This is a genomic window from Pseudoalteromonas sp. '520P1 No. 423', from assembly GCF_001269985.1.
GTDB lineage: Bacteria > Pseudomonadota > Gammaproteobacteria > Enterobacterales > Alteromonadaceae > Pseudoalteromonas.
Genome location: NZ_BBZB01000002.1, coordinates 953,441 through 975,412, shown reverse-complemented (window position 1 = coordinate 975,412; position 21,972 = coordinate 953,441). Strand labels below are relative to the sequence as shown.

5 protein-coding genes and 2 pseudogenes are annotated in these 21,972 nt (G+C 37.1%); 3 read left to right on the top strand and 4 right to left on the bottom strand.

The window, feature by feature from the left end; translation table 11 throughout:
- Position 1 precedes the first annotated feature (1 nt).
- Entirely contained in the window at positions 2–463 is a 462-nt protein-coding gene (locus PSA_RS22730) for an NfeD family protein (RefSeq protein WP_042152354.1), read from the top strand.
- 141 nt (positions 464–604) lie between these two features.
- Positions 605–1,208 (top strand): annotated as a pseudogene (locus PSA_RS22725) (IS6 family transposase).
- Positions 1,209–1,548: 340 nt separating this feature from the next.
- Here PSA_RS22725 and PSA_RS22720 read toward each other — a convergent pair.
- The 4 genes and pseudogenes from PSA_RS22720 to PSA_RS22705 form a co-directional block, all read right to left on the bottom strand.
- On the bottom strand, positions 1,549–8,493 hold the full coding sequence (locus tag PSA_RS22720) for a leucine-rich repeat domain-containing protein (protein WP_059365051.1): 6,945 nt from the start codon (positions 8,491–8,493) through the stop codon (positions 1,549–1,551).
- 235 nt (positions 8,494–8,728) lie between these two features.
- A pseudogene (locus tag PSA_RS26965) lies at positions 8,729–9,012 on the bottom strand (DDE-type integrase/transposase/recombinase); the annotation flags it as partial.
- Between the two features lie 87 nt (positions 9,013–9,099).
- A complete protein-coding gene (locus PSA_RS22710; RefSeq protein WP_042152987.1) occupies positions 9,100–9,780 on the bottom strand; it encodes an outer membrane beta-barrel protein in 681 nt (226 codons plus the stop codon).
- A complete protein-coding gene (locus PSA_RS22705; RefSeq protein WP_059365049.1) occupies positions 9,780–18,986 on the bottom strand; it encodes an Ig-like domain-containing protein in 9,207 nt (3,068 codons plus the stop codon). Before PSA_RS22705 ends, PSA_RS22710 begins: the two co-directional genes overlap by 1 nt.
- A gap of 608 nt (positions 18,987–19,594) precedes the next feature.
- On the opposite strand from PSA_RS22705, the gene PSA_RS22700 reads away from it, so the two are divergent.
- Complete coding sequence (locus tag PSA_RS22700; RefSeq protein ID WP_052380270.1) at positions 19,595–21,862, top strand: endonuclease; 2,268 nt, start codon at positions 19,595–19,597, stop codon at positions 21,860–21,862.
- The last annotated feature ends 110 nt before the right edge of the window (positions 21,863–21,972 follow it).

Sequence of the window (21,972 nt, the reverse complement as noted above, 5' to 3'; positions counted from 1 at the left end):
TATGGATATCATTAATTATTTTACTACCCATCATGCTCAATTTTTTTATGTACTAGCAGGTATAAGCTTTATAGTTGAACTATCAGTGTTAGGTATGAGTGGTCCTTTGTTATTTTTTGCAATTGCCTGTTTAAAAACCGGTGTATTAGTTCACTTGGGTTTAATTTCAGGTTGGGAAACCGAAGTGTTAACAGTAGGTATCCTTAGCGTGTTAATTACATTAGTATTATGGAAACCTTTCAAGAATTTTCAAAACATAGGTGGCGGTCGAGACACGAGTAGTGACATGATAGGCAAAAAAGTATCAAGCGTTGGTAAAATCACGCATACAGCCGGTCATATCCGTTATTCGGGTATTGATTGGAATGCTAGATTAGACAGCGATGACCAAACGATTGAAGATAATACACAATGTATTATAACTGCCGTAGAAGGTAATACAATGTTAGTAAAACGTATTTAGCATCTTAATAAATAAACGCTTATCCATTATATAGCGTTTATTTTTGATAATTAACTCAATTCACTAAAATAGGTTCTGTCGCAAAAATTAAAGGTTTAAGTTATCATTTTATTATTTTCTAATTCAATATACCTAAATTAAATGTTTAACGGCTGCCATTTTCCTTTTGATGTTATTCTCGAAACTGTTCGATACTATCTCGCTTACAAGCTCAGTTATCGTGAAATTGAAGAAATTCAACTTGAACGAGGCGTGAAAGTCGATCATGCAACCATTAACCGATGGGTTATCAAATTCACGCCTATTTTGGAGCATACTCTACGACGTAAGAAAAAAGTGGTGTCAGGCTCATGGCGAATGGATGTAACCTACATCAAAGCCAAAGGTGATTGGCTTTATTACTGTCGACCCGTTGATAAATTTGGTGATGTGATTGATTATTATCTCAGTCATAAGCGAGATGAGGCAGCAGCCAAAGCCTTTTTAAATAAGGCGATAACTCAAAATGGGCTCCCTGAGAAAGTTGTGGTAGATGCGATGAATGTACAACTTTGGCTCACTGGCTATTTTATGCTGTCACTTATAGAGCTCATTGACGTAAAATATCTGAACAATATTGTGGAGCAGAGTCACCGATGGGTGAAACAAAAAACACGTCAAGCACTGGGTTGGAAGTAAGTTGAAGGAGCAAAAGCAAGTCTTCATGGTCGTGAAATGTGGACGATGCTCAAAAGAGGACAAATAGAGCTTGAAGGGGAGACTGCCTTTGAGCGTTTTTACGCGCTCTCAGAATAATTGTATTTAGCGTAAGGGCGTCTCTCGTATAAATATTAATTTGCGACAAACCCGTGGGTTTAACGTTCGGTTGATGTATGCTGACATTCTACGGTCATTCATGCATTCACCCTTTTCGTTAATCATTTCATGTTGTCCTGTTAACCATGCCCGATATAAATATTTAGGTTTGTCTGAAGTGTTATTGGTTGCTATAAGTGTTCTATCATTGGTTCGCTATATGTTTGTATATTCGCGTGGGGCAGTTTCCCCACGCGTTTATTTAAAATAACGCTCTTAAAATCAAAGTTTTATGGTCTTTTATTGCAAACACTGCCTTCACAATTAACATCTGATCCAATCAATAACTTTTCTATCTTTTGATTATAAGTTAAATCAATACTGGTCAGTTTGTTTTCTTGAATCCAAAGCCTAATTAACTCGGTGTTCCTGGAAACATCAATTCTGCTAAGTTCATTATCATTAAGGTCAAGATAAGTCAACTCGTTGTGCCTGGAAACATTAATACTGCTCAGTTCGTTCTTATGAAGGTCAAGATAAGTCAACTCGGAGTAGTCGCCCCTGGAAACCTTAATACTGCTCAGTTCGTTCTCATGAAGGTCAAGATAAGTCAACGCGGGGTTGAAAGAAACATCAATACTGCTCAGTTCGTTCTTATGAAGGTCAAGCTTAGTTAACGATTTTAGGCGACCAATTCCATAAATATTGGTCAGTTTGTTATTACTAAGGTTAAGTTCAGTTAACGATATTAGTAGTTCAAGACCCTCTGTGGACTTTATAGATTTATCTGTACAACTTAGTATTTTTAGGTCTACTGCATAAACTAAGTCATATTCTGAGCCTGTATTTAGCACACATTGCTTAAGAATAGCATCTGCAATGTCAATACTTTCGTCGAGTTTAACTTTAATAGGGCAAGGACTGCCTGTACAATCAACATCTGATCCTCCAATTAATAAGCCTTGTATCTTTTGATTATGAGTTAAATCAATACTGGTCAGTTTGTTTTCTTGAATGTTAAGCACAATTAACTCGATGTTCTTGGTAACATTAATAACGGTCAGTTCGTTCTTTTGAAGCCTAAGAAACATCAACTCTTTGTTATAGGATACATCAATACTGATCAGTTTGTTATCACTAAGGAAAAGATTAGTTAACGATTTTAGTTCTTTAATTCCAATAATTTCGGTCAGTTTGTTCTTTTCAAGGGCAATAAGAGTCAACTTGGTGTTCTTTGATACATCAATACAGCTCAGTTTGTTATCAATAATGTCAAGATAAGTCAACTCTTTGTTATTGGAAACATCAATACTGGTCAGTTCGTTCTTACTAAGTTCAAGCATAGTCAATATGGCTAGTTGATCAAGTCCAACAATACTGCTCGGTTTGTTTTTACAAAGGTTAAGTTCATTCAACGCGGTGTTATAGGACACATTAATATTATCAAATTTGTTTTTACTAAGGTTAAGTTCATTCAACGCGGTGTTATAGGACACATTAATATTATCAAGTTGGTTTCCACTAAGGTTAAGCTTAGTCAATATGGCTAGTTCGTTAAGTCCAACAATTCTGCTCAGTTTGTTATTACTAAGGTTAAGTTCATTCAACGCGGTGTTATAGGACACATCAATATTAGCAAGTTGGTTTCCACTAATGTCAAGATAAGTCAACCTGTGTAGTTGTTCAAGACCATCAATACTGCTCAGTTTGTTATCACCAATGTCAAGATAAGTCAACCTGTCTAGTTGTTCAAGACCATTAATACTGCTCAGTTCGTTATTACCAAGGTCAAGATAAGTCAACCTGTCTAGTTGTTCAAGACCATCAATACTGGTCAGTTTGTTACGATTAAGTTCAAGTGAAGTTAACGAGTATAGTTTTCCAAGACCCACAGTGGACTCTATAGATTTATCTGTACAACTTAGTATTTTTAGGTCTTCTACATAATATAAGTCATAATCTACGCGTGTTTTTTCCACACATTCTTGAAGATATTTATCATCAAAGGTAATACTTGTGAGTTTTAATCGATTTCCAGGAGGGCAAATATCGCCTCTACAAATAACATTTGATCCAATAAAAAAATAGTCTATATTTGTATTATCTCTTACATCAATTTTGGTCAGTTTGTTTCCAAGAACACCAAGCCGTTCCAACTTGGTGTTAAAGGAAACATCAATCTCGTTCAGTTCGTTATGATTAATGTCAAAATAGCTCAACTCTTTGTTATTGGATACATTAATATTTTTCAGTTTGTTATGACTAAGTTGAAGATCCTTCAACTTTTCGTTATTGGAAACATCAATAACCCCCAGTTCGTTCTCATGAAGGTAAAGACTAGTTAACTCTTTGTTCTTGGATACATTAATATTTTTCAGTTTGTTCTGATGAAGGCCAAGCCAAGTCAACTCTTTGTTATTGGAAACATTAATATCTTCCAGTTTGTTATCACCAAGGTCAAGAGTAGTCAACGCGGTGTTTTTGGATACATCAATATCTTTCAGTTGGTTTCCACTAAGGTAAAGTTCATTCAACGCGGTGTTTTTGGATACATCAATATCTTTCAGTTGGTTTCCACTAAGGTAAAGTTCATTCAACGCGGTTAGTTGTTTAAGACCATCAATACTGCTCAGTATGTTATCACTAAGGTTAAGATAAATTAACGATTTTAGTAGTTCAAGACCCCCTGTGGACTCTATAGATTTATCTATACAACTTAGTTTTTTTAGGTCTACTACATATACTATGCCTGTATTTTGCACACATTGTTTAAGATTATCATCTTTAAAGTTAATACTTGTGAGTTTAGTCTTTTTAAATTTAGCGTCAACAGAGCAAGTGGCGGTCACTGGGGCTGTTGTGTAAAGATTGCCTGATAGTTTACCCTTACACCCGCTCACTTCATCTATTTCAAACCCTTCATTAGCTTCCAGTGTAAAGGTTGTTGTTGCACCGTGTTCAACGGTTACATTAGGTGATGTGATACTGCCGTTACCATCGCTTTTAGCGGTTACTGTGTATCGGATTTTTTTAAATTTAGCGTCAACAGAGCAAGCGGTGGTCACTGGGGCTGTTGTGTAAAGATTGCCTGATAGTTTACCCTTACACCCGCTCACTTTATCTATTTCAAACCATTCATTAGCTTCCAGTGTAAAGGTTGTTGTTGCACCGTGTTCAACGGTTACATTAGGTGGTGTGATACTGCCGTTGCCATCGCTTTTAGCGGTTACTGTGTATCGGATTTTTTTAAATTTAGCGTCAACAGAGCAAGCGGTGGTCACTGGGACTGTTGTGTAAAGATTGCCTGATAGCTTACCCTTACACCCGCTCACTTTATCTATTTCAAATCCTTCATTAGCTTCCAGTGTAAAGGTTGTCGTTGCACCGTGTTCAACGGTTACATTAGGTGGTGTGATACTGCCGTTGCCATCGCTTTTAGCGGTTACTGTGTATCGGATTTTTTTAAATTTAGCGTCAACAGAGCAAGCGGCGGTCACTGGGACTGTTGTGTAAAGATTGCCTGATAGTTTACCCTTACACCCGCTCACTTCATCTATTTCAAATCCTTCATTAGCTTTCACTGTAAAGGTTGTTGTTGCACCGTGTTCAACGGTTACATTAGGTGGTGTGATACTGCCGTTGCCATCGCTTTTAGCGGTTACTGTGTATCGGATTTTTTTAAATTTAGCGTCAACAGAGCAAACGGTGGTCACTGGGGCTGTTGTGTAAAGATTGCCTGATAGTTTACCCTTACACCCGCTCACTTCATCTATTTCAAATCCTTCATTAGCTTCCAGTGTAAAGGTTGTCGTTGCACCGTGTTTAACGGTTACATTAGGTGGTGTGATATTGCCGTTGCCATCGCTTTTAGCGGTTACTGTGTATCGGATTTTTTTAAATTTAGCGTCAACAGAGCAAGTGGCGGTCATTGGAGCTGTTGTGTAAAGATTGCCTGATAGTTTACCCTTACACCCGCTCACTTCATCTATTTCAAACCCTTCATTAGCTTCCAGTGTAAAGGTCGTTGTTGCACCGTGTTCAACGGTTACATTAGGTGGTGTGATACTGCCGTTGCCATCGCTTTTAGCGGTTACTGTGTATCGGATTTTTTTAAATTTAGCGTCAACAGAGCAAGTGGCGGTCACTGGAGCTGTTGTGTAAAGATTGCCTGATAGTTTACCCTTACACCCGCTCACTCCATCTATTTCAAACCCTTCATTAGCTTCCAGTGTAAAGGTCGTTGTTGCACCGTGTTCAACGGTTACATTAGGTGGTGTGATACTGCCGTTGCCATCGCTTTTAGCGGTTACTGTGTATCGGATTTTTTTAAATTTAGCGTCAACAGAGCAAGTGGCGGTCACTGGGGCTGTTGTGTAAAGATTGCCTGATAGCTTACCCTTACACCCGCTCACTTTATCTATTTCAAATCCTTCATTAGCTTCCAGTGTAAAGGTTGTTGTTGCACCGTGTTCAACGGTTACATTAGGTGGTGTGATACTGCCGTTGCCATCGCTTTTAGCGGTTACTGTGTATCGGATTTTTTTAAATTTAGCGTCAACAGAGCAAGCGGCGGTCACTGGGACTGTTGTGTAAAGATTGCCTGATAGCTTACCCTTACACCCGCTCACTTTATCTATTTCAAATCCTTCATTAGCTTCCAGTGTAAAGGTTGTTGTTGCACCGTGTTCAACGGTTACATTAGGTGGTGTGATACTGCCGTTGCCATCGCTTTTAGCGGTTACTGTGTATCGGATTTTTTTAAATTTAGCGTCAACAGAGCAAGCGGCGGTCACTGGGACTGTTGTGTAAAGATTGCCTGATAGTTTACCCTTACACCCGCTCACTTCATCTATTTCAAACCCTTCATTAGCTTCCAGTGTAAAGGTCGTTGTTGCACCGTGTTCAACGGTTACATTAGGTGGTGTGATACTGCCGTTGCCATCGCTTTTAGCGGTTACTGTATATCGGATTTTTTTAAATTTAGCGTCAACAGAGCAAACGGTGGTCACTGGGGCTGTTGTGTAAAGATTGCCTGATAGTTTACCCTTACACCCGCTCACTTCATCTATTTCAAACCCTTCATTAGCTTCCAGTGTAAAGGTCGTTGTTTCACCTGGTTCAACTTTTACGGTTGCAGTTGCACTTGGTTCAATGGTTACATTAGATGGTGTGATATTGCCGTTGATATCACCTTTATAGGTTACCGTGTAATAATTGCAGTCCTCAATGCCGTTGCTTATGCAAGAACGAAGAGGGTTGTTTTGTACATAAATTTCCTCCAACGCGGTGTTATGGGATACATCAATACCGGTCAGATCGTTATCAATAAGGTAAAGAGTAGTCAACGCGGTGTTTTTGGATACATCAATATAAGCAAGTTGGTTATCACTAAGGTAAAGAGTAGTCAACGCGGTGTTTTTGGATACGTCAATACTGGTCAGTTGATTATCGTATAGGTAAAGCCTAGTCAACGCGGTGTTTTTGGATACATCAATATCGGTCAGATCGTTATCATTAAGGTAAAGAGTAGTCAACGCGGTGTTTTTGGATACGTCAATACTGGTTAGTTGATTATCGTATAGGTAAAGCCTAGTCAACGCGGTGTTTTTGGATACATCAATATCGATCAGTTGATTTTTAATAATGCTAAGCTCAGTCAACTTGGTTAGTTGTTCAAGACCATCAATACTGTTCAGTTCGTTATTATAACTCAGGGAAAGCCAAATCAACTCGGTGTTCTTGGAAACATCAATACTGGTCAGTTCGTTATCATTAAGGTAAAGAGTAGTCAACGCGGTGTTTTTGGATACGTCAATACTGGTTAGTTGATTATCGTATAGGTAAAGCCTAGTCAACGCGGTGTTTTTGGATACATCAATATCGATCAGTTGATTTTTAATAATGCTAAGCTCAGTCAACTTGGTTAGTTGTTCAAGACCATCAATACTGGTCAGTTCGTTATCATTAAGGTAAAGAGTAGTCAACACGGTGTTTTTGGATACATCAATATCAGCAAGTTGGTTATCACTAAGGTCAAGAGTAGTCAACGCGGTGTTTTTGGATACATCAATATCAGCAAGTTGGTTATCACTAAGGTCAAGAGTAGTCAACGCGGTTAGTTGCTCAATACCTACAGTGGACTCTATAAATTTATCTACACAACTTAGTTGTTTTAGGCCTACTATATATTCTAAGCCTGTATTTAGCACACATTGTTTAAGATTATCATCTTTAAAGTTAATACTTGTGAGTTTAGTCTTTTTAAATTTAGCGTCAACAGAGCAATCGGCGGTCACTGGAGCTGTTGTGTAACGATTGCCTGATAGTTTACCCTTACACCCGCTCACTTCATCTATTTCAAACCATTCATTAGCTTTAACTGTAAAGGTTGTTGTTTCACCGTGTTCAACGGTTACATTATCTAATGTGATACTGCCGTTGCCATCGCTTTTAGCGGTTACTGTGTATCGGATTTTTTTAAATTTAGCGTCAACAGAGCAAGCGGTGGTCACTGGGGCTGTTGTGTAACGATTGCCTGATAGTTCACCATTACACCCGCTCACTTTATCTATTTCAAACCCTTCATTAGCTTCCAGTGTAAAGGTTGTCGTTGCACCGTGTTCAACGGTTACATTAGGTGGTGTGATACTGCCGTTGCCATCGCTTTTAGCGGTTACTGTGTATCGGATTTTTTTAAATTTAGCGTCAACAGAGCAAGCGGTGGTCACTGGGGCTATTGTGTAACGATTGCCTGATAGTTTACCCTTACACCCGCTCACTTCATCTATTTCAAATCCTTCATTAGCTTCCAGTGTAACGGTCGTTGTTGCACCGTGTTCAACGGTTACATTAGGTGATGTGATACTGCCGTTACCATCGCTTTTAGCGGTTACTGTGTATCGGATTTTTTTAAATTTAGCGTCAACAGAGCAAGCTGTTGTCACTGGGGCTGTTGTGTAAAGATTGCCTGATAGCTTACCCTTACACCCGCTCACTTCATCTATTTCAAACCCTTCATTACCTTTCACTGTAAAGGTTGTCGTTGCACCGTGTTCAACGGTTACATTAGGTGGTGTGATACTGCCGTTGTTATCGCTTTGAGTGGTTACGTTGTATTCCTTTGTTTGATTGACTTTGTTGGTAATTGTTTTTTCATCAGAATCATCTCCACACCCCGAGAGGATAGATATGAATGATAAAATGATTAATAATTTTGATTTTGAAATACACCACATTTAAAAAAATTCCTTAATATTTATTAGACTTAGGGATAGGTTCTGTCGCAAATTAATATTTATACGAGAGACGCCCTTACGCTAGGTAAAATTATTCTGATATCGCGTAAAAACGCTCAAAGGCAGTCTCTCCTTCAAGCTCTATTTGCCCTCTTTTGAGCATCTTCCACATTTCACGACCATGAAGACTTGCTTTTGCTCCTTCAACTGACTTCCAACCCAGTACTTGACGTGTTTTTTGTTTCACCCATCGGTGACTCTGCTCCACAATATTGTTCGATATTTTACGTTAATGAGCTCTATAAGTGACAACATAAAATAGCAAGTGAGCCAAAGTTGTACATTCATCGCATCTATTGCTGCATGATTACTTTGACCCCCATCTACCACAACTTTTTCAGGGAGCCCATTTTGAGTTATCGCCTTATTTAAAAAGGCTTTGGCTGCTGCCTCATCTCGCTTATGACTGAGATAATAATCAATCGCATCACCAAATTTATCGACGGCTCGATAGTAATATTGCAGTATAAATTACTGATAACTCCTCGCCATGCTAGCCTTGTTAACCACCTTAAAAGTATTTTAAACAGGCACATATTCATTGATTTAAAACTGATATCTCGTACCAACTGACCACATTTGTGAAGTATCATTACCAAGTTTAAATTGTTGCCATGTTAATAATAAAGAAAAACTACTGGTTATTTTATAACCACCACTTAGACCGTAACTTAAATCAAGACCATTGCGATTATCAGAACTTAATGCTTTACCTTTTATCATGTCATACGTATTAAAATGGCTATACCATTTAAACAAACCAACACTGGCCGATAAATCATAGCTGTCATTAAAATCATATCGATATACTGTATCAATCGTAAAACCATTCGCAGAATGAGGGTGCACCGTTGCAGCATCTTTAATAAATAAATCAGGATCGGATACAACAGCAGTCAACTCTAACTTAACATCATTTAAATCTAAGTAGCCCAATTCAATAGCAAAACTATCATTAACTTCATAGCCTAAGTTCAGCTTAAAACCCATGCGGTTATTATCAATGTCAATATGAGTTACTGTAATATCATTTTTAGATAAATCTTTGCTGTATTGAGCCACAGAGCGGCTTCCAGATACGTTACCCAATCCAGCATTCAAATACCAATTTGTATCTTGATTAGCTTGTGCTACCGAAGATACGATACACATTAACACTGTTGTATAAACTGGAGTATTAGCCCACATCTTTGTATTAATAATTTTATTTTTTTGTATATTTTTCATTAGCATTCACCTTTAAACTCGGATTTTTGCCTGTAAAAGCGTCTAAGCAAATGAAGGAACCATAAAGCAATGATAAATTGCCAAAATAAAGTACCTCCACCAGATGTTTGAGTAGTGACTGTTGTGGTACTAGAGTCTACGGTAATTATAACCGTACCAGAACTTTGTGCTCCGAATACATCTTGGATACTGTATTTAACGATATCAACCCCTGTAAAATCTTTATTAGATTGATATCTCAAGGTATTGTCACTATTAATCATCACAGAACCATTTTCAGCTTCAGCAGTTTTTATACTGAGAGTATCATTTTCGGGATCACTGTCATTCGCTAAGACATCTATTGTGATCTCTTGACCTGATATAGCTTTAGCATTATCTTCCTCTGTTACAGGGGCTAAATTTTCTCGCGTTTTGACTGTTAATTTTGCAAATGCAACTCCGCCATGACCATCAGAAATACCATAAATAACGGTATCAGTACCAAAGAACCCTAGTGCAGGTTGATAATCCAAGCGATTATTATCGATAAGTACACTGCCAAAAATCGCATTGGCGGAATTAATAAACAGCTCATCACCATCGCTGTCACTGTCATTGACTAATACATCTATGATAATTTGTGTATCAATCCGTGTTTGGACTGTATCATCTAGCGCTATGGGTAAATGGTTGTTGTCTAACATAACAGCTACACCACCGGGATCAACTATAGTGCCATTTGCTTGACCATCATGATCATTAGGACCGCCGTCTGTGATCGTTAATTGGATACACCAACCGCCCTCCAGTAATCCTCGTTGCCAACGGCTGTCACCTGGAGGCGGACAGAAACCAAATTCTCCTTCTGCAGACCATACTTGCTCAGTGTCATTTTGAACAAAATCAGTCCATTTTCCCGTCTCCACTTTTTTTCGATAAATAGCTTGTGTTGGGATTGGCTGTACCTGGGGTATTACAATGCTATAGGCTTGCCCTTGTATTGGTAAAGGAGAAGCAATAAAATCAAATACGCCACCTATGTTCTTGGCACTAGTATCATCATTATCATTAAGAAGTAGACGTGCGCCATTTGAACCATGAAATAAAGCTTCGTTACCCAAACTTAAACATACACCAGGTTGACCCTCAAGTAAGAATGAGTCAGATACTCCGACTAATTGAGGAATCACATTACACTCAGTAATACTATCTTTGTAATCAACAATACCATTTTTATCAGTGTCAGATAGGCCTTCAACATTATCAGGTATGCCATCATTATCAATATCCGCATTACTTAGTACCGCTGCTGATTTATCTAACTTGAAAGTGACCTTTTTCTCTACTTGATATGTGGGGTCATCGAGATCTGTCACTTTAAGTAACGCATGATACAAGCCAGTTTCAAGATCAGTCGGTTCAAAACTAAAACGATCACTTGTTGGATCCTGATCACTCAAAATTTGTTGGTCACTTGACCATTCATAGCTGAATTTTTTATCGGGATTTGGGTGGTTGATTTGCGCTTTTATTACTACAAGTCCATCTTCTTGGTTGACTAATAAACGTGGTTCATTCATCTGTTCAACTAAGACTTCAACTGTTGGGCTTACATTGTCTTCACTGATAGTAATCGTCTGGCGATATTTACTCCCTAAATTAAGTGCGTTATCGAGCTCAATAATAATCGTTTCTGCATCTTCAGGTATATCATCAGCATAAATTTTGAAACGAATACTACCTTCAATACCTGATTTTATCAGCAAAGTACCATCTGTCAGGTTGTGGTCAACGCCAGCTTGCGCACTCCCTTTTATAGTATAAGGAATTGATATTGGGTAAGTTGGTGCGACCCCATTAAGATAAATATTGATTGAAGCAGTAAAGCCCTCTAGTGCCATTTCATCTTTTCCTAATGAAATCAGAGGATTAACTTTAACAGTTTGACTTGCTAACGCCGTGCGATGTTGACTGTCAGTAGCTTGCCATAGAACCGTATTGATCCCAGGTTTTAAAAAGGGACTACTGTTTGACAAAGCAACAGCTAGCGGATGACCATTTTTATCAACCGCTGTTGCGACACCTAAATCAACTTTAGTCAACAAAGCAGTCGCATTCACTTCAATATTACTAGGTAAAGTGATCACGGGTAAATCTGTATCGTCGATATTAATATCAATCAATACTAAGGCCCTTGACGATGCGCCCTTTATATCAGTAATAATATATTGGATCACATCTGAACCTTCAAATCCATCCTGAGGTGTATAACGTATTAACGTATCCGTCCACTCTACTGAACCATTATTCACAGTGGCACCTATAATACTGAGTTTATCACCATCAATATCGCGATCATTAGCCAATACATTAATATCTGTTGTATGCCAATGACGCATATTTAAAATATCATCTACAGCTATAGGGGCATCATTTTGGGCAATTACGCTAATATTGACTGCCACTGGTTCAGATCTGGACTTGCCATCATGTACAGAAAAAGTAAAACTGTCTTGACCATTAAAGTCAGCATTAGGGGTATACTGTAGCTCAGGCGCTTGACCACTTAATGTGCCATTTACTGGATCAGAAGTGATTTGATAACTTAAGCTGTCACCATCACTATCACTATCACTGCCATTTAACTTAAACTGTGTTGACTTGTCTTCCATCACTGTGACTGACATCGAATTTGCAATTGGTTGATCATTTTGAGCTAGCACGTTCAAATAAACCGTAGCAATAGCCGAATTCAGTGAACCGTCATTCGCCATAAAAGTAAAACTGTCTTGACCATTAAAGTCGGCATTAGGGGTATACTGTAGCTCGGGTGCTTGTCCACTTAATGTGCCATTTACTGGGGCAGAAGTGATTTGATAACTCAAGCTGTCACCATCACTATCACGGCCATTTAACTTAAACTGTGTTGGCTTGTCTTCCATCACTGTGACTGACATCGAATTTGCAATTGGTTGATCATTTTGAGCTAACACGTTCAAATAAACCGTAGCAATAGCCGAATTCAGTGAACCGTCATTCGCCATAAAAGTAAAACTGTCTTGACCATTAAAGTCGGCATTAGGGGTATACTGTAGCTCGGGTGCTTGACCACTTAATGTGCCATTTACTGGGGCAGAAGTGATTTGATAACTCAAGCTGTCACCATCACTATCACGACCATTTAACTTAAACTGTCTTGGCTTGTCTTCCATCACTGTGACTGACATCGAATCTGCAATTGGTTGATCATTTTGAGCTAACACGTTCAAATAAACCGTAGCAATAGCCGAATTGAGTGAACCGTCATTCGCCATAAAAGTAAAACTGTCTTGACCATTAAAGTTATTATTTGGCGTATATATTATTTCAGGAGGCTGACCAATCAGACTGCCATTATTGGGCTCGCTAACAATCTCAAAATCCAACTTATCATTGTCGACATCAGCTGCGAATAATAAAATCGAGACGGGTGTATCTTCAATCACCTCTACAGATTGATCTTCGCCTACGGGTCTATCATTGTGTGCTGTTATAACAAGATTGACTTTAGCAGGGTGTACTGCCTTAGCACCGAGGTTATCGGAAACTATATAAGTAAAGCTATCATTTCCAATGATATCTTTATCAGCAATATAAGTAACAGTGCCATCTAAATTAACACGCACAATACCGCGTGTCGGCTTAGTGACTAAAGTAACCTTAGTTTCATCTAACGTACCATCTATATCTTGGTCATTCTTTAGCACTGTGATACTGAGCTGACCATCTTCATTTAGCATAAAAGGGCCATCATCATTTGCAATTGGCTTTTCATTAAACGCTTCTGTCGTCAGGTCGACAAAGGCCTCATTTGATATTAAACCTGTGGCATCTTGTATTGTATAACTCAATCTATCAGTACCGTTAAAATTAACGCTTGGAGTGTATTCAATTTGACCCAATGGATTGACGATGGCAGTGCCACTGTGGGGTGTTAACACAATATCAAAGGATGTATTATCTAACTTGCTATCAACATCCGTATCATTACCCAATACATTGATGATATATACTGTGCCCTTGGTAATATCAGTTATTGTATCATCAACTGCAATCGGTGCGTCATTCACTGAATTTATCGTAATACTGACTAATACGTCATAAAAGGTGCTCTTTTCACTGTCAGTAATGATATAACTGAAACTATCAGTTCCATAAAAGTCACTATTGGGTGAATAAGTAACAGTTGCATCTGTATTTATTTTCACCTGTCCTGAAGTCGCTTGGTTGCTAATAATCATGTTTTCTGGATTAAATGCGATACCTAAATCACTGTGCACTAACTCAATGACGACTGGAGTATCTTCATTTGTCACTGCGACATCATTGACAACAACTGGTGTTTGATTGCTATCTAATACTGTAATAATGACTTTGGCGATATCAGAGCTTAACCCGTCATCATCTTTTACTGAGTAAGTAAAACTATCCGTGCCAAAATAGTCAGCATTTGGCACATAAAGTACTTTGCCATCGACCAAAGAAGCACTACCATTGGCAGGATAGCCTGTAATAGTCATGTCTCCTTTAGGTTTCAAGTCCTCTATATCTGTGTCATTAACAGTCAAATCTATGGTGATACTGTTATTTTTAACAGTCGTAATACTATCATTGTTTGCCAACGGCTGATCATTGATTGCTGTGATATCGATTTTCACTGTGGCTGGTTTGGATTTAATTCCCTGATTATCAATAACGGTATAAGTAAAGCTATCAGAACCATTAAAATGTGCGTTAGGGTTATAAGTTATCACGCCATTTGCAGTATTAATAGACACAGTGCCATTTGCTGGATTGGTATCTAACATCACACTTGTTTTTTGTATAAAACCATCGCTATCAGTATCATTGGCCAATACATTAATTTTGACTTTATTATCTTCATTTAATTGAGCGTAATCATCTTGCACGACAGGCAGATCATTGACTGCTGTAATCGTTATTTTCACTGTGGCGAGTGTGGATTTTTGACCTAAAATATCTGTTACAATAAAAGTGAAACTATCTTGGCCATTAAAGTTATGATTGGGTGTATATTCTAGTTTAGGAGCGCGACCACTGAGGTTGCCATTTTTGGGGTTACTGACAATCGTAAAGCTTAAATTATCACCGTCGATATCAGATCCAAAGAGTAAAATGGACTTGGGAATGTCCTCAACACCCTGCACGACCTGTGATTGAGCAATTGGCGCATTATTAAAATCGATAACCGTTATATTAAATGGTGCTAAATTGACACTATACTCACCATCAGAGACCGTAATCACGATACCTGATGTAGTACCGATATTTTCATTAGTGGGAATACCCCTTAAAGCTCCCGTATCTAAATCAAAATTAGCCCAAATGGGTTTATTAGTGATACTAAAATAGAACTTGTTGTTATCCACATCCCTTACTTTAGGAGAAAATAGATACTCATTATTTTCATTAACAGTGGTCGCTGGGTCACCAAAAACTTCTGGCGGATCATTGACATTTGTGACTGTTAAATCAAAAGCATCTAATAAAGAGTACAATCCACTACTATCGGTTACTGAGATCACAATATGCTCTGTTGTACCAACATCGTCATTTCCTGGAGTACCTAATAAAGACCCATCATTTGTGTTAAAGTCTAACCAGCTAGGTTTGTTTTCAATATTAAAAGTCAGCACATCGCCATACGCTAAGTCATCATCTGATGCAGAGGGTACAAAGCTGTATACTTTGTCTTCAAAAACCTGCTGTTCTGGGTTACCATAAATATATGGCCCATCATTGGTATTTTTAACTTCTATGGTAAACTCTTGGTTTTCTTGCATGCCATCGTTTATTAACAGTATTTTTACCGCGTGCGAGCCTACATCATTATTTCGAGGCACGCCTGATAAATACGTCGTATTTGTAATACGAAGGATATCTTTTGCTGTTGCCACAAAAACGTGACCCTCAGCTGAGACGTGTAATTGTTGAAAAAAAGCTTCAGAAGCTGTGTCTGATTGTGACACGCTATGAAAAGTACTGTTTGCATTTATATTAGCATCTATGCGATATAGACTATTATCGAAACTAAAATTAACCGCTCCTTGGTTTGTGATTACAGCATCAAATTGTGCTATTTCTTTTAAGGTAGCGTGCTTTAATACCCATTCGCTTATTTCACCTGTGTTTGACGTTATCTCGATGGTGAGGGTATTTCCATTTAAGCCAAAAAAGTATAAATCACCATTTGAATTAACATCTAAGCTAACTAAATTACCGTACTTTTCTACACTTAAATTTTTTGTTTCTGCGATTTTGTTATCAAACAGATCGTATTTTTTTAGCAAATGATTATTATTTTCATCAGCAGTTTCAATGAAATATAAGTAACCACCTGCATAAGCCATTTCTCTTGGCAAATTAAGGTTATCCAGATAAATCGCTTCGTTTGTCATGTTATTGACATCAAGTTTAGTGATCTTGCCAGCATCTTCATAAGCGATATATAAATCCGAACCTATTATCAATAAATCCGTATTTAATAAATCCGTATTTTGCATTTCATCAATTGTAAAATCTGATGGATAATTTGCTGTTAAGTCTTTTAATAAGGTTAACTCACCATCAAGTGATGATTTATACAAGCCATAATGATCATTATCTGGATGCCAATAAATAATGTAAAAATGACCAGAATGATCGCTTGTGAACGCCAATGGCTTTAATTTTGTTTTATTAAGAAATGAAGTGGTTTTTTGTCCATTAATCATTTTTAACCAAGATGGTAAAGTAGGAGTGTGCAAACTAAAGGTGTTTTTATCAGAATCAACATGATTAATCATATAAGTGTATAAATGGTCTTCAAACACCGAAACAAGAGGCGAACTGGTTATCATCCGTTTTACTGTCAAGGAAAAAGGAGCAAGGCTCGAATGTGCCCCTTGTTTATCAGTTACTTTAATAATAATGTTGGCAGTCATGTTATCAACATCATCTTCAGTTGGCGTACCACTTAAAATACCTGTTACTTCATCAAAGCTTGCCCAGCTCGGTAGAATATTAATACTAAAGTTGAGTGTATCGCCTATATCACTATCATTAGCATCCGGTTTAAAAGTGTAAAGCTGATTTATAAAAACACGTGATTTAGGAGTACCTTGAATACTGGGCGTGTCATTGACATTGGTGACAGTTAAGTTAAAGGCCTCTAAGCTAAGTTCATATTCAACATCATATTGCTTAGCATACAGTGTGATAACAATATTTTGTGTTGTACCAACATCTTGATTACTAGGTGTACCGGATAACACTCCCGTCTCGGGATCAAAAGTTGCCCAACTAGGTTTATTGTCAATACTAATTTTTTGAATAACGGTTTTATCATCTGCACTTACATCTGGTTTAAATTCGTAATGCGTATCTTCAGCAATGTTTTTGTCTGGCGTACCACTAATTTTTGGTTTCTCATATACAGTCAAGGAAAAGGGGGCCAATTCAGCGTCGAGTATCTCATCATGCACCGAAATAATAATCCCGTCTGTGGTGCCAACATTAGAATGATTAGGCGTACCGCTTAAAGTACCAGTCTTAACATCAAAATTGGCCCATTTAGGTATATTTTTAATCTCATATCTCAAAGTATCAAACTTATCGATGTCATTACCTATTGGTTTAAAGTCGTATTTTTCGCCTACAACAATTAATTTTATCGGAGAGCCACTGATAGTTGGTGTATCATTTACATTGATTACGGCATATTCAACTAATAACTCCCCCTCACCACCTTTATCACCTGAAACGTGTATAGTATATGATAATGGGTCATTTTCTACTATTCCTTCATGAGTGACATCTTCATTCCTGGGCGTGCCACTCACAGTACCTTTTTTATCAATACTTGCCCATTTTGGCAATCCAGTACTAGAGAAAGTAAAAATCTCATCAATATACTGTTTATTACCTAATTCTAGTTTAAGACCATATTCCCTATCTTCGAAAGTCCATTCACCAATAATATTGTTACCCGTAATTGTAAGTGGATATGCTACATATTTAACTTCAATTTCAAAATCCTGCTCAATGTGCTCATTGCCAACATCCAACATCAACTTAACCTTATGTATCCCTCTATCATCGTCGGTAGGTATACCAGCCAAATAATTAGAAATTCTTTGCAAAAGCTTTATTGAATTATTCTCATCTATTGAATCTAATAAAAATAATTGTTGATTAGCAGACAATGCTATTAATAAAGTGTTGTCTGTAAATAAAGACGAACAAGATTTTAAATCAGCTGATAAGCGCATAACTCCAAAAATACCAGAGAGATACATATCACCTGTATCTTTGATTTTAATATCGCTAACAGCTTTTTCTTCTTCTTTGATTGAACATATGTCATTTAAGTCAGATACCGTTTTCAATTCACCGGAATCATCATCATAAATTGATAAACCATTTTCACCAGATAAATATAATTCACCTTCTGAAAATGCTAAACCCGTTGTTAGGTTTATATCTTTAATATTCGACCCAATATCAGTAATCTCACCTTCCCGTGATATTTTTTTAATACCTTTATCAGTAACAACATAAATATCTCCCTGATTTTCAGTCACGGCCTTGGCACTGTAACCGCCTAATGTAACAAAGTCATTGAACATGTTTGTATTAAGATCATACTTACCGATCTTTAATTTTTTTCCTTCTTCAGACCAACCTGCTTGGTACACTATATATAACTGTGATTCAATCAAGAGTATTTTAATTTGTTCAGGATTAATAATAAGACCGTCACTGAAATCGAAATATTCATTAAAATCAAAATCAAAAAGGTGAATAATTTCTCCATCTGTTGCGTACTTATATAAAAATATTTGACGAACACCTATAGGGAATGAAGGAGGTTCAAAATGCACACCATAAACGTTTCCGATATCATCAGCAGCCATAGATATCAATGATAACGGCGGGGATTTAACATTAAAAGACTTAGGTACAGCGCTATACTCGTATTGTAGATACAACCAACTCGGTAAAGTGTCTACACTCCAATTGGTAGAAAGATTGCCATTGTAATCTGATTTAAATTCATAAATATATTGCTTATTTACTACAGCAGTAGGGGTCGCTTCACTAGTAATTAATATTGATGCGAACACTAACTTTGTATTGGCAAAAAATAATATTATCAATATCGAAATTAATTGTATCTTATTCACTTATCATATCCCTCTGAAGTACCTATAAAATAGATGTTATTGTTGTCATATAAAATGGACAAGTACTGACTGATAATGACATTAGCCATATATCAACAATGCCTCACAATATTGCTTATATTTGTCTTAAAATAAGACAAAAATTTTATAGAGATCACTTACTTGACGTTTCCAAAACTAAGACAGCGCTGTCATTAATGTTAATAACCTAAGTTAAAATTTGACATAAAACAATAAAAATAGGTGTTTATGCGATAAACGACAAAAATACACGCTAGATGTTTTATGGAATCAAAATATGTAGTCATATCAGGAACATACATGCAACCAATCCATAAAATCACATGTGTTCAATTTAGAAATACCTCAAACAAACTACAAACCGTATATATACGGACATTTTATTTACAGTGTCCTCACATTTTTACAGCCGCCAAAAAAAATAGACCAATTATTAAACAAATATAAGTATATGATTTAAATATATATAATTTATTTTTTTATTGTCATAAAACCTTAACAATTCCCTTATATGATTTGTACCCATTTTAACTCAAATTTAAAGTTTAAATCGTTAAAACAAAACTTTAAAAATATCTAGGTCGAATATGAAACTCACGCAAATAAATCATATTTTAGGATCTGTCACAGGTCTTATATTATCAACGAGTGCATTAGCCACTGTCCCTGCAGATTATTACAACACTGCAGATACCTCTTCAGCTATCGCACTGAGAAACTCACTCCATGCCATAATAGATGATCATACTCGATTCCCGTATACATCTTCGCAAACCGATACATGGGACATTTTAGAAACAGCTGATCAAGATCCAAATAATGCTGCGAATGTAATTACAATATACAGAAATGCGAGCTATAAAAAAGAAGGCGGTGGTAACTCATTTTATAACAGAGAGCACTCATGGCCTAAATCATATGGTTTTCCAGACGATGGCTCTAGTAACTACGCTTATACCGACGCACACCATTTGTTTATTGCAGATAGTAGTTATAATTCTAGTCGTTCAAATAAGCCTTACGCTAACTGTGATTCTGGCTGTAGCGAAAAAACAACTCAGGAGAATAACGATAGAGGTGGTGTAAATTCGAATTGGACTGACGGTTCATATTCAGCTGGTAGCTGGGAAACATGGGATGCTAGAAAAGGCGATGTTGCCAGAGCAATGATGTACATGGCCATCCGTTATGAAGGCGGTACGCACAATGTGACAGGTGTTTCTGAACCAGACTTAATCTTAACTGATGATAGAAACTTAATAGACGCATCTAATACGGGTTCAAATCAATCAGTTGCTTATATGGGCTTAAAATCAACTCTGATCCAATGGCATAAGCAAGATCCTGTAGATGATTTTGAAAGACGTCACACTGAAGCTGTTTTTAGTTTTCAAGGTAATAGAAACCCATTTGTAGATCATCCTGAATATGCTGAATGTATTTTTGAATCTATCTGTAATGGTGAAGCTGATTTAATTGCACCCGATGCGCCAATTAATTTATCAAGTATCGGTAGAGCAGGTAAAGTTTCATTAAACTGGAGTGCAAATACTGAATCTGATTTAAACGGCTATAATATCTACAGAAGTGATACCGCTGAAGGTTCATTCACAAAAATCAATGCAAGTGTGATCCGAAGTGACGTTTTTGATGATGAAAGCTTACAAGCTAACATTGAATACTTTTACAAAATAACAGCCGTTGATTTTTCAAATAATGAATCACAGCTAAGTAGCCATACATCAGCAACAGCGAGTGAAGTTATAATAAAAACCAGCGATGCATGGGTAAATGAATTCCATTACGACAATGCCAGCTCTGATGTTGACGAATTTATTGAAATAGCAGGCAAAGCAGAAACTGATTTATCTGGTTGGTCAATAGAATTATACAATGGTAACGGCGGCGCACTTTATAATACACAATCATTAAGCGGCGTAATTAATGATCAGCAAAATGGTTTTGGTGCAATTGCATTTTTAATCTCGGGCATTCAAAATGGCGGACCAGATGGCTTTGCGTTAATAAACCCTGCAAACGAAGTTGTTCAATTTTTAAGTTATGAAGGGAGCTTTACTGCTACAGGCGGAACAGCTGATGGCATGGAGTCTACAGATGTTGGAGTAGCAGAAACGAGCTCTACTACAGCTGGACATTCATTACAATTATCAGGAGATGGAAGCAAATATAGCGAATTCACTTGGCAAGCACCTGCTCAAAATACTAAAGATGCAGTAAATACCAATCAAACTTTCCCGGCAGAAAATATTTTACCAACAGCAAGTTTTACTTATTCTTGTACTAATTTAACTTGTCAGTTCGATGCATCACAAAGTATCGATACAGATGGCACTATTTCGCAATATACGTGGGTATTTGCAAGTAATGAACAAGCGAATTCTGAACTTGTTACGCATACTTTTTCACAAGAAGGTACGTATTCAGTTTCATTAATGGTTGTTGATAACAATGGTGGTGAACATATTGTTAACCAAGAAGTTACAGTATCAAATGAAGCACAATCTTATTATGAGAACACACATGTAAAACCAATTTTAGATAAAAAACGTACTGTAAGTAAAATTACAGTAGCAGATCCTGATTATAGCCCAACAGCACAAGTGTATGTTGATATTACACACACTTACCTAGGTGATTTAAAAATCAAATTAAAATCTCCTAATGGTGATGTATATCTATTAAAAGCGAAAGACAAATATGATGATGCGCAAAATTTGCAAGAATTCTATTTAATTGATCTACCTGCAAATGTCACAGGTACTTGGAAACTTATCATCAAAGATAAAGTTAAAAAAGATGAGGGCCAATTAAATGCTTGGTCTATTCAATTTTAAAAATCAGCTTTAACCATTTATAAATCATACTGACGGTGAGACCCCTTTCTTAGCGTCAGTTTTTTAATATTTACATCTATAAAAACTAACAAACCCCATAAATAAGTATC

What these genes read in the sequence shown, in the direction of transcription:
- PSA_RS22730 (WP_042152354.1), top strand. Translation starts at nt 2, where the DNA reads ATGGATATCATTAATTATTTTACTACCCATCATGCTCAATTTTTTTAT.
- PSA_RS22720 (WP_059365051.1), bottom strand. Translation starts at nt 8,493, where the DNA reads ATGTGGTGTATTTCAAAATCAAAATTATTAATCATTTTATCATTCATA.
- PSA_RS22710 (WP_042152987.1), bottom strand. Translation starts at nt 9,780, where the DNA reads ATGAAAAATATACAAAAAAATAAAATTATTAATACAAAGATGTGGGCT.
- PSA_RS22700 (WP_052380270.1), top strand. Translation starts at nt 19,595, where the DNA reads ATGAAACTCACGCAAATAAATCATATTTTAGGATCTGTCACAGGTCTT.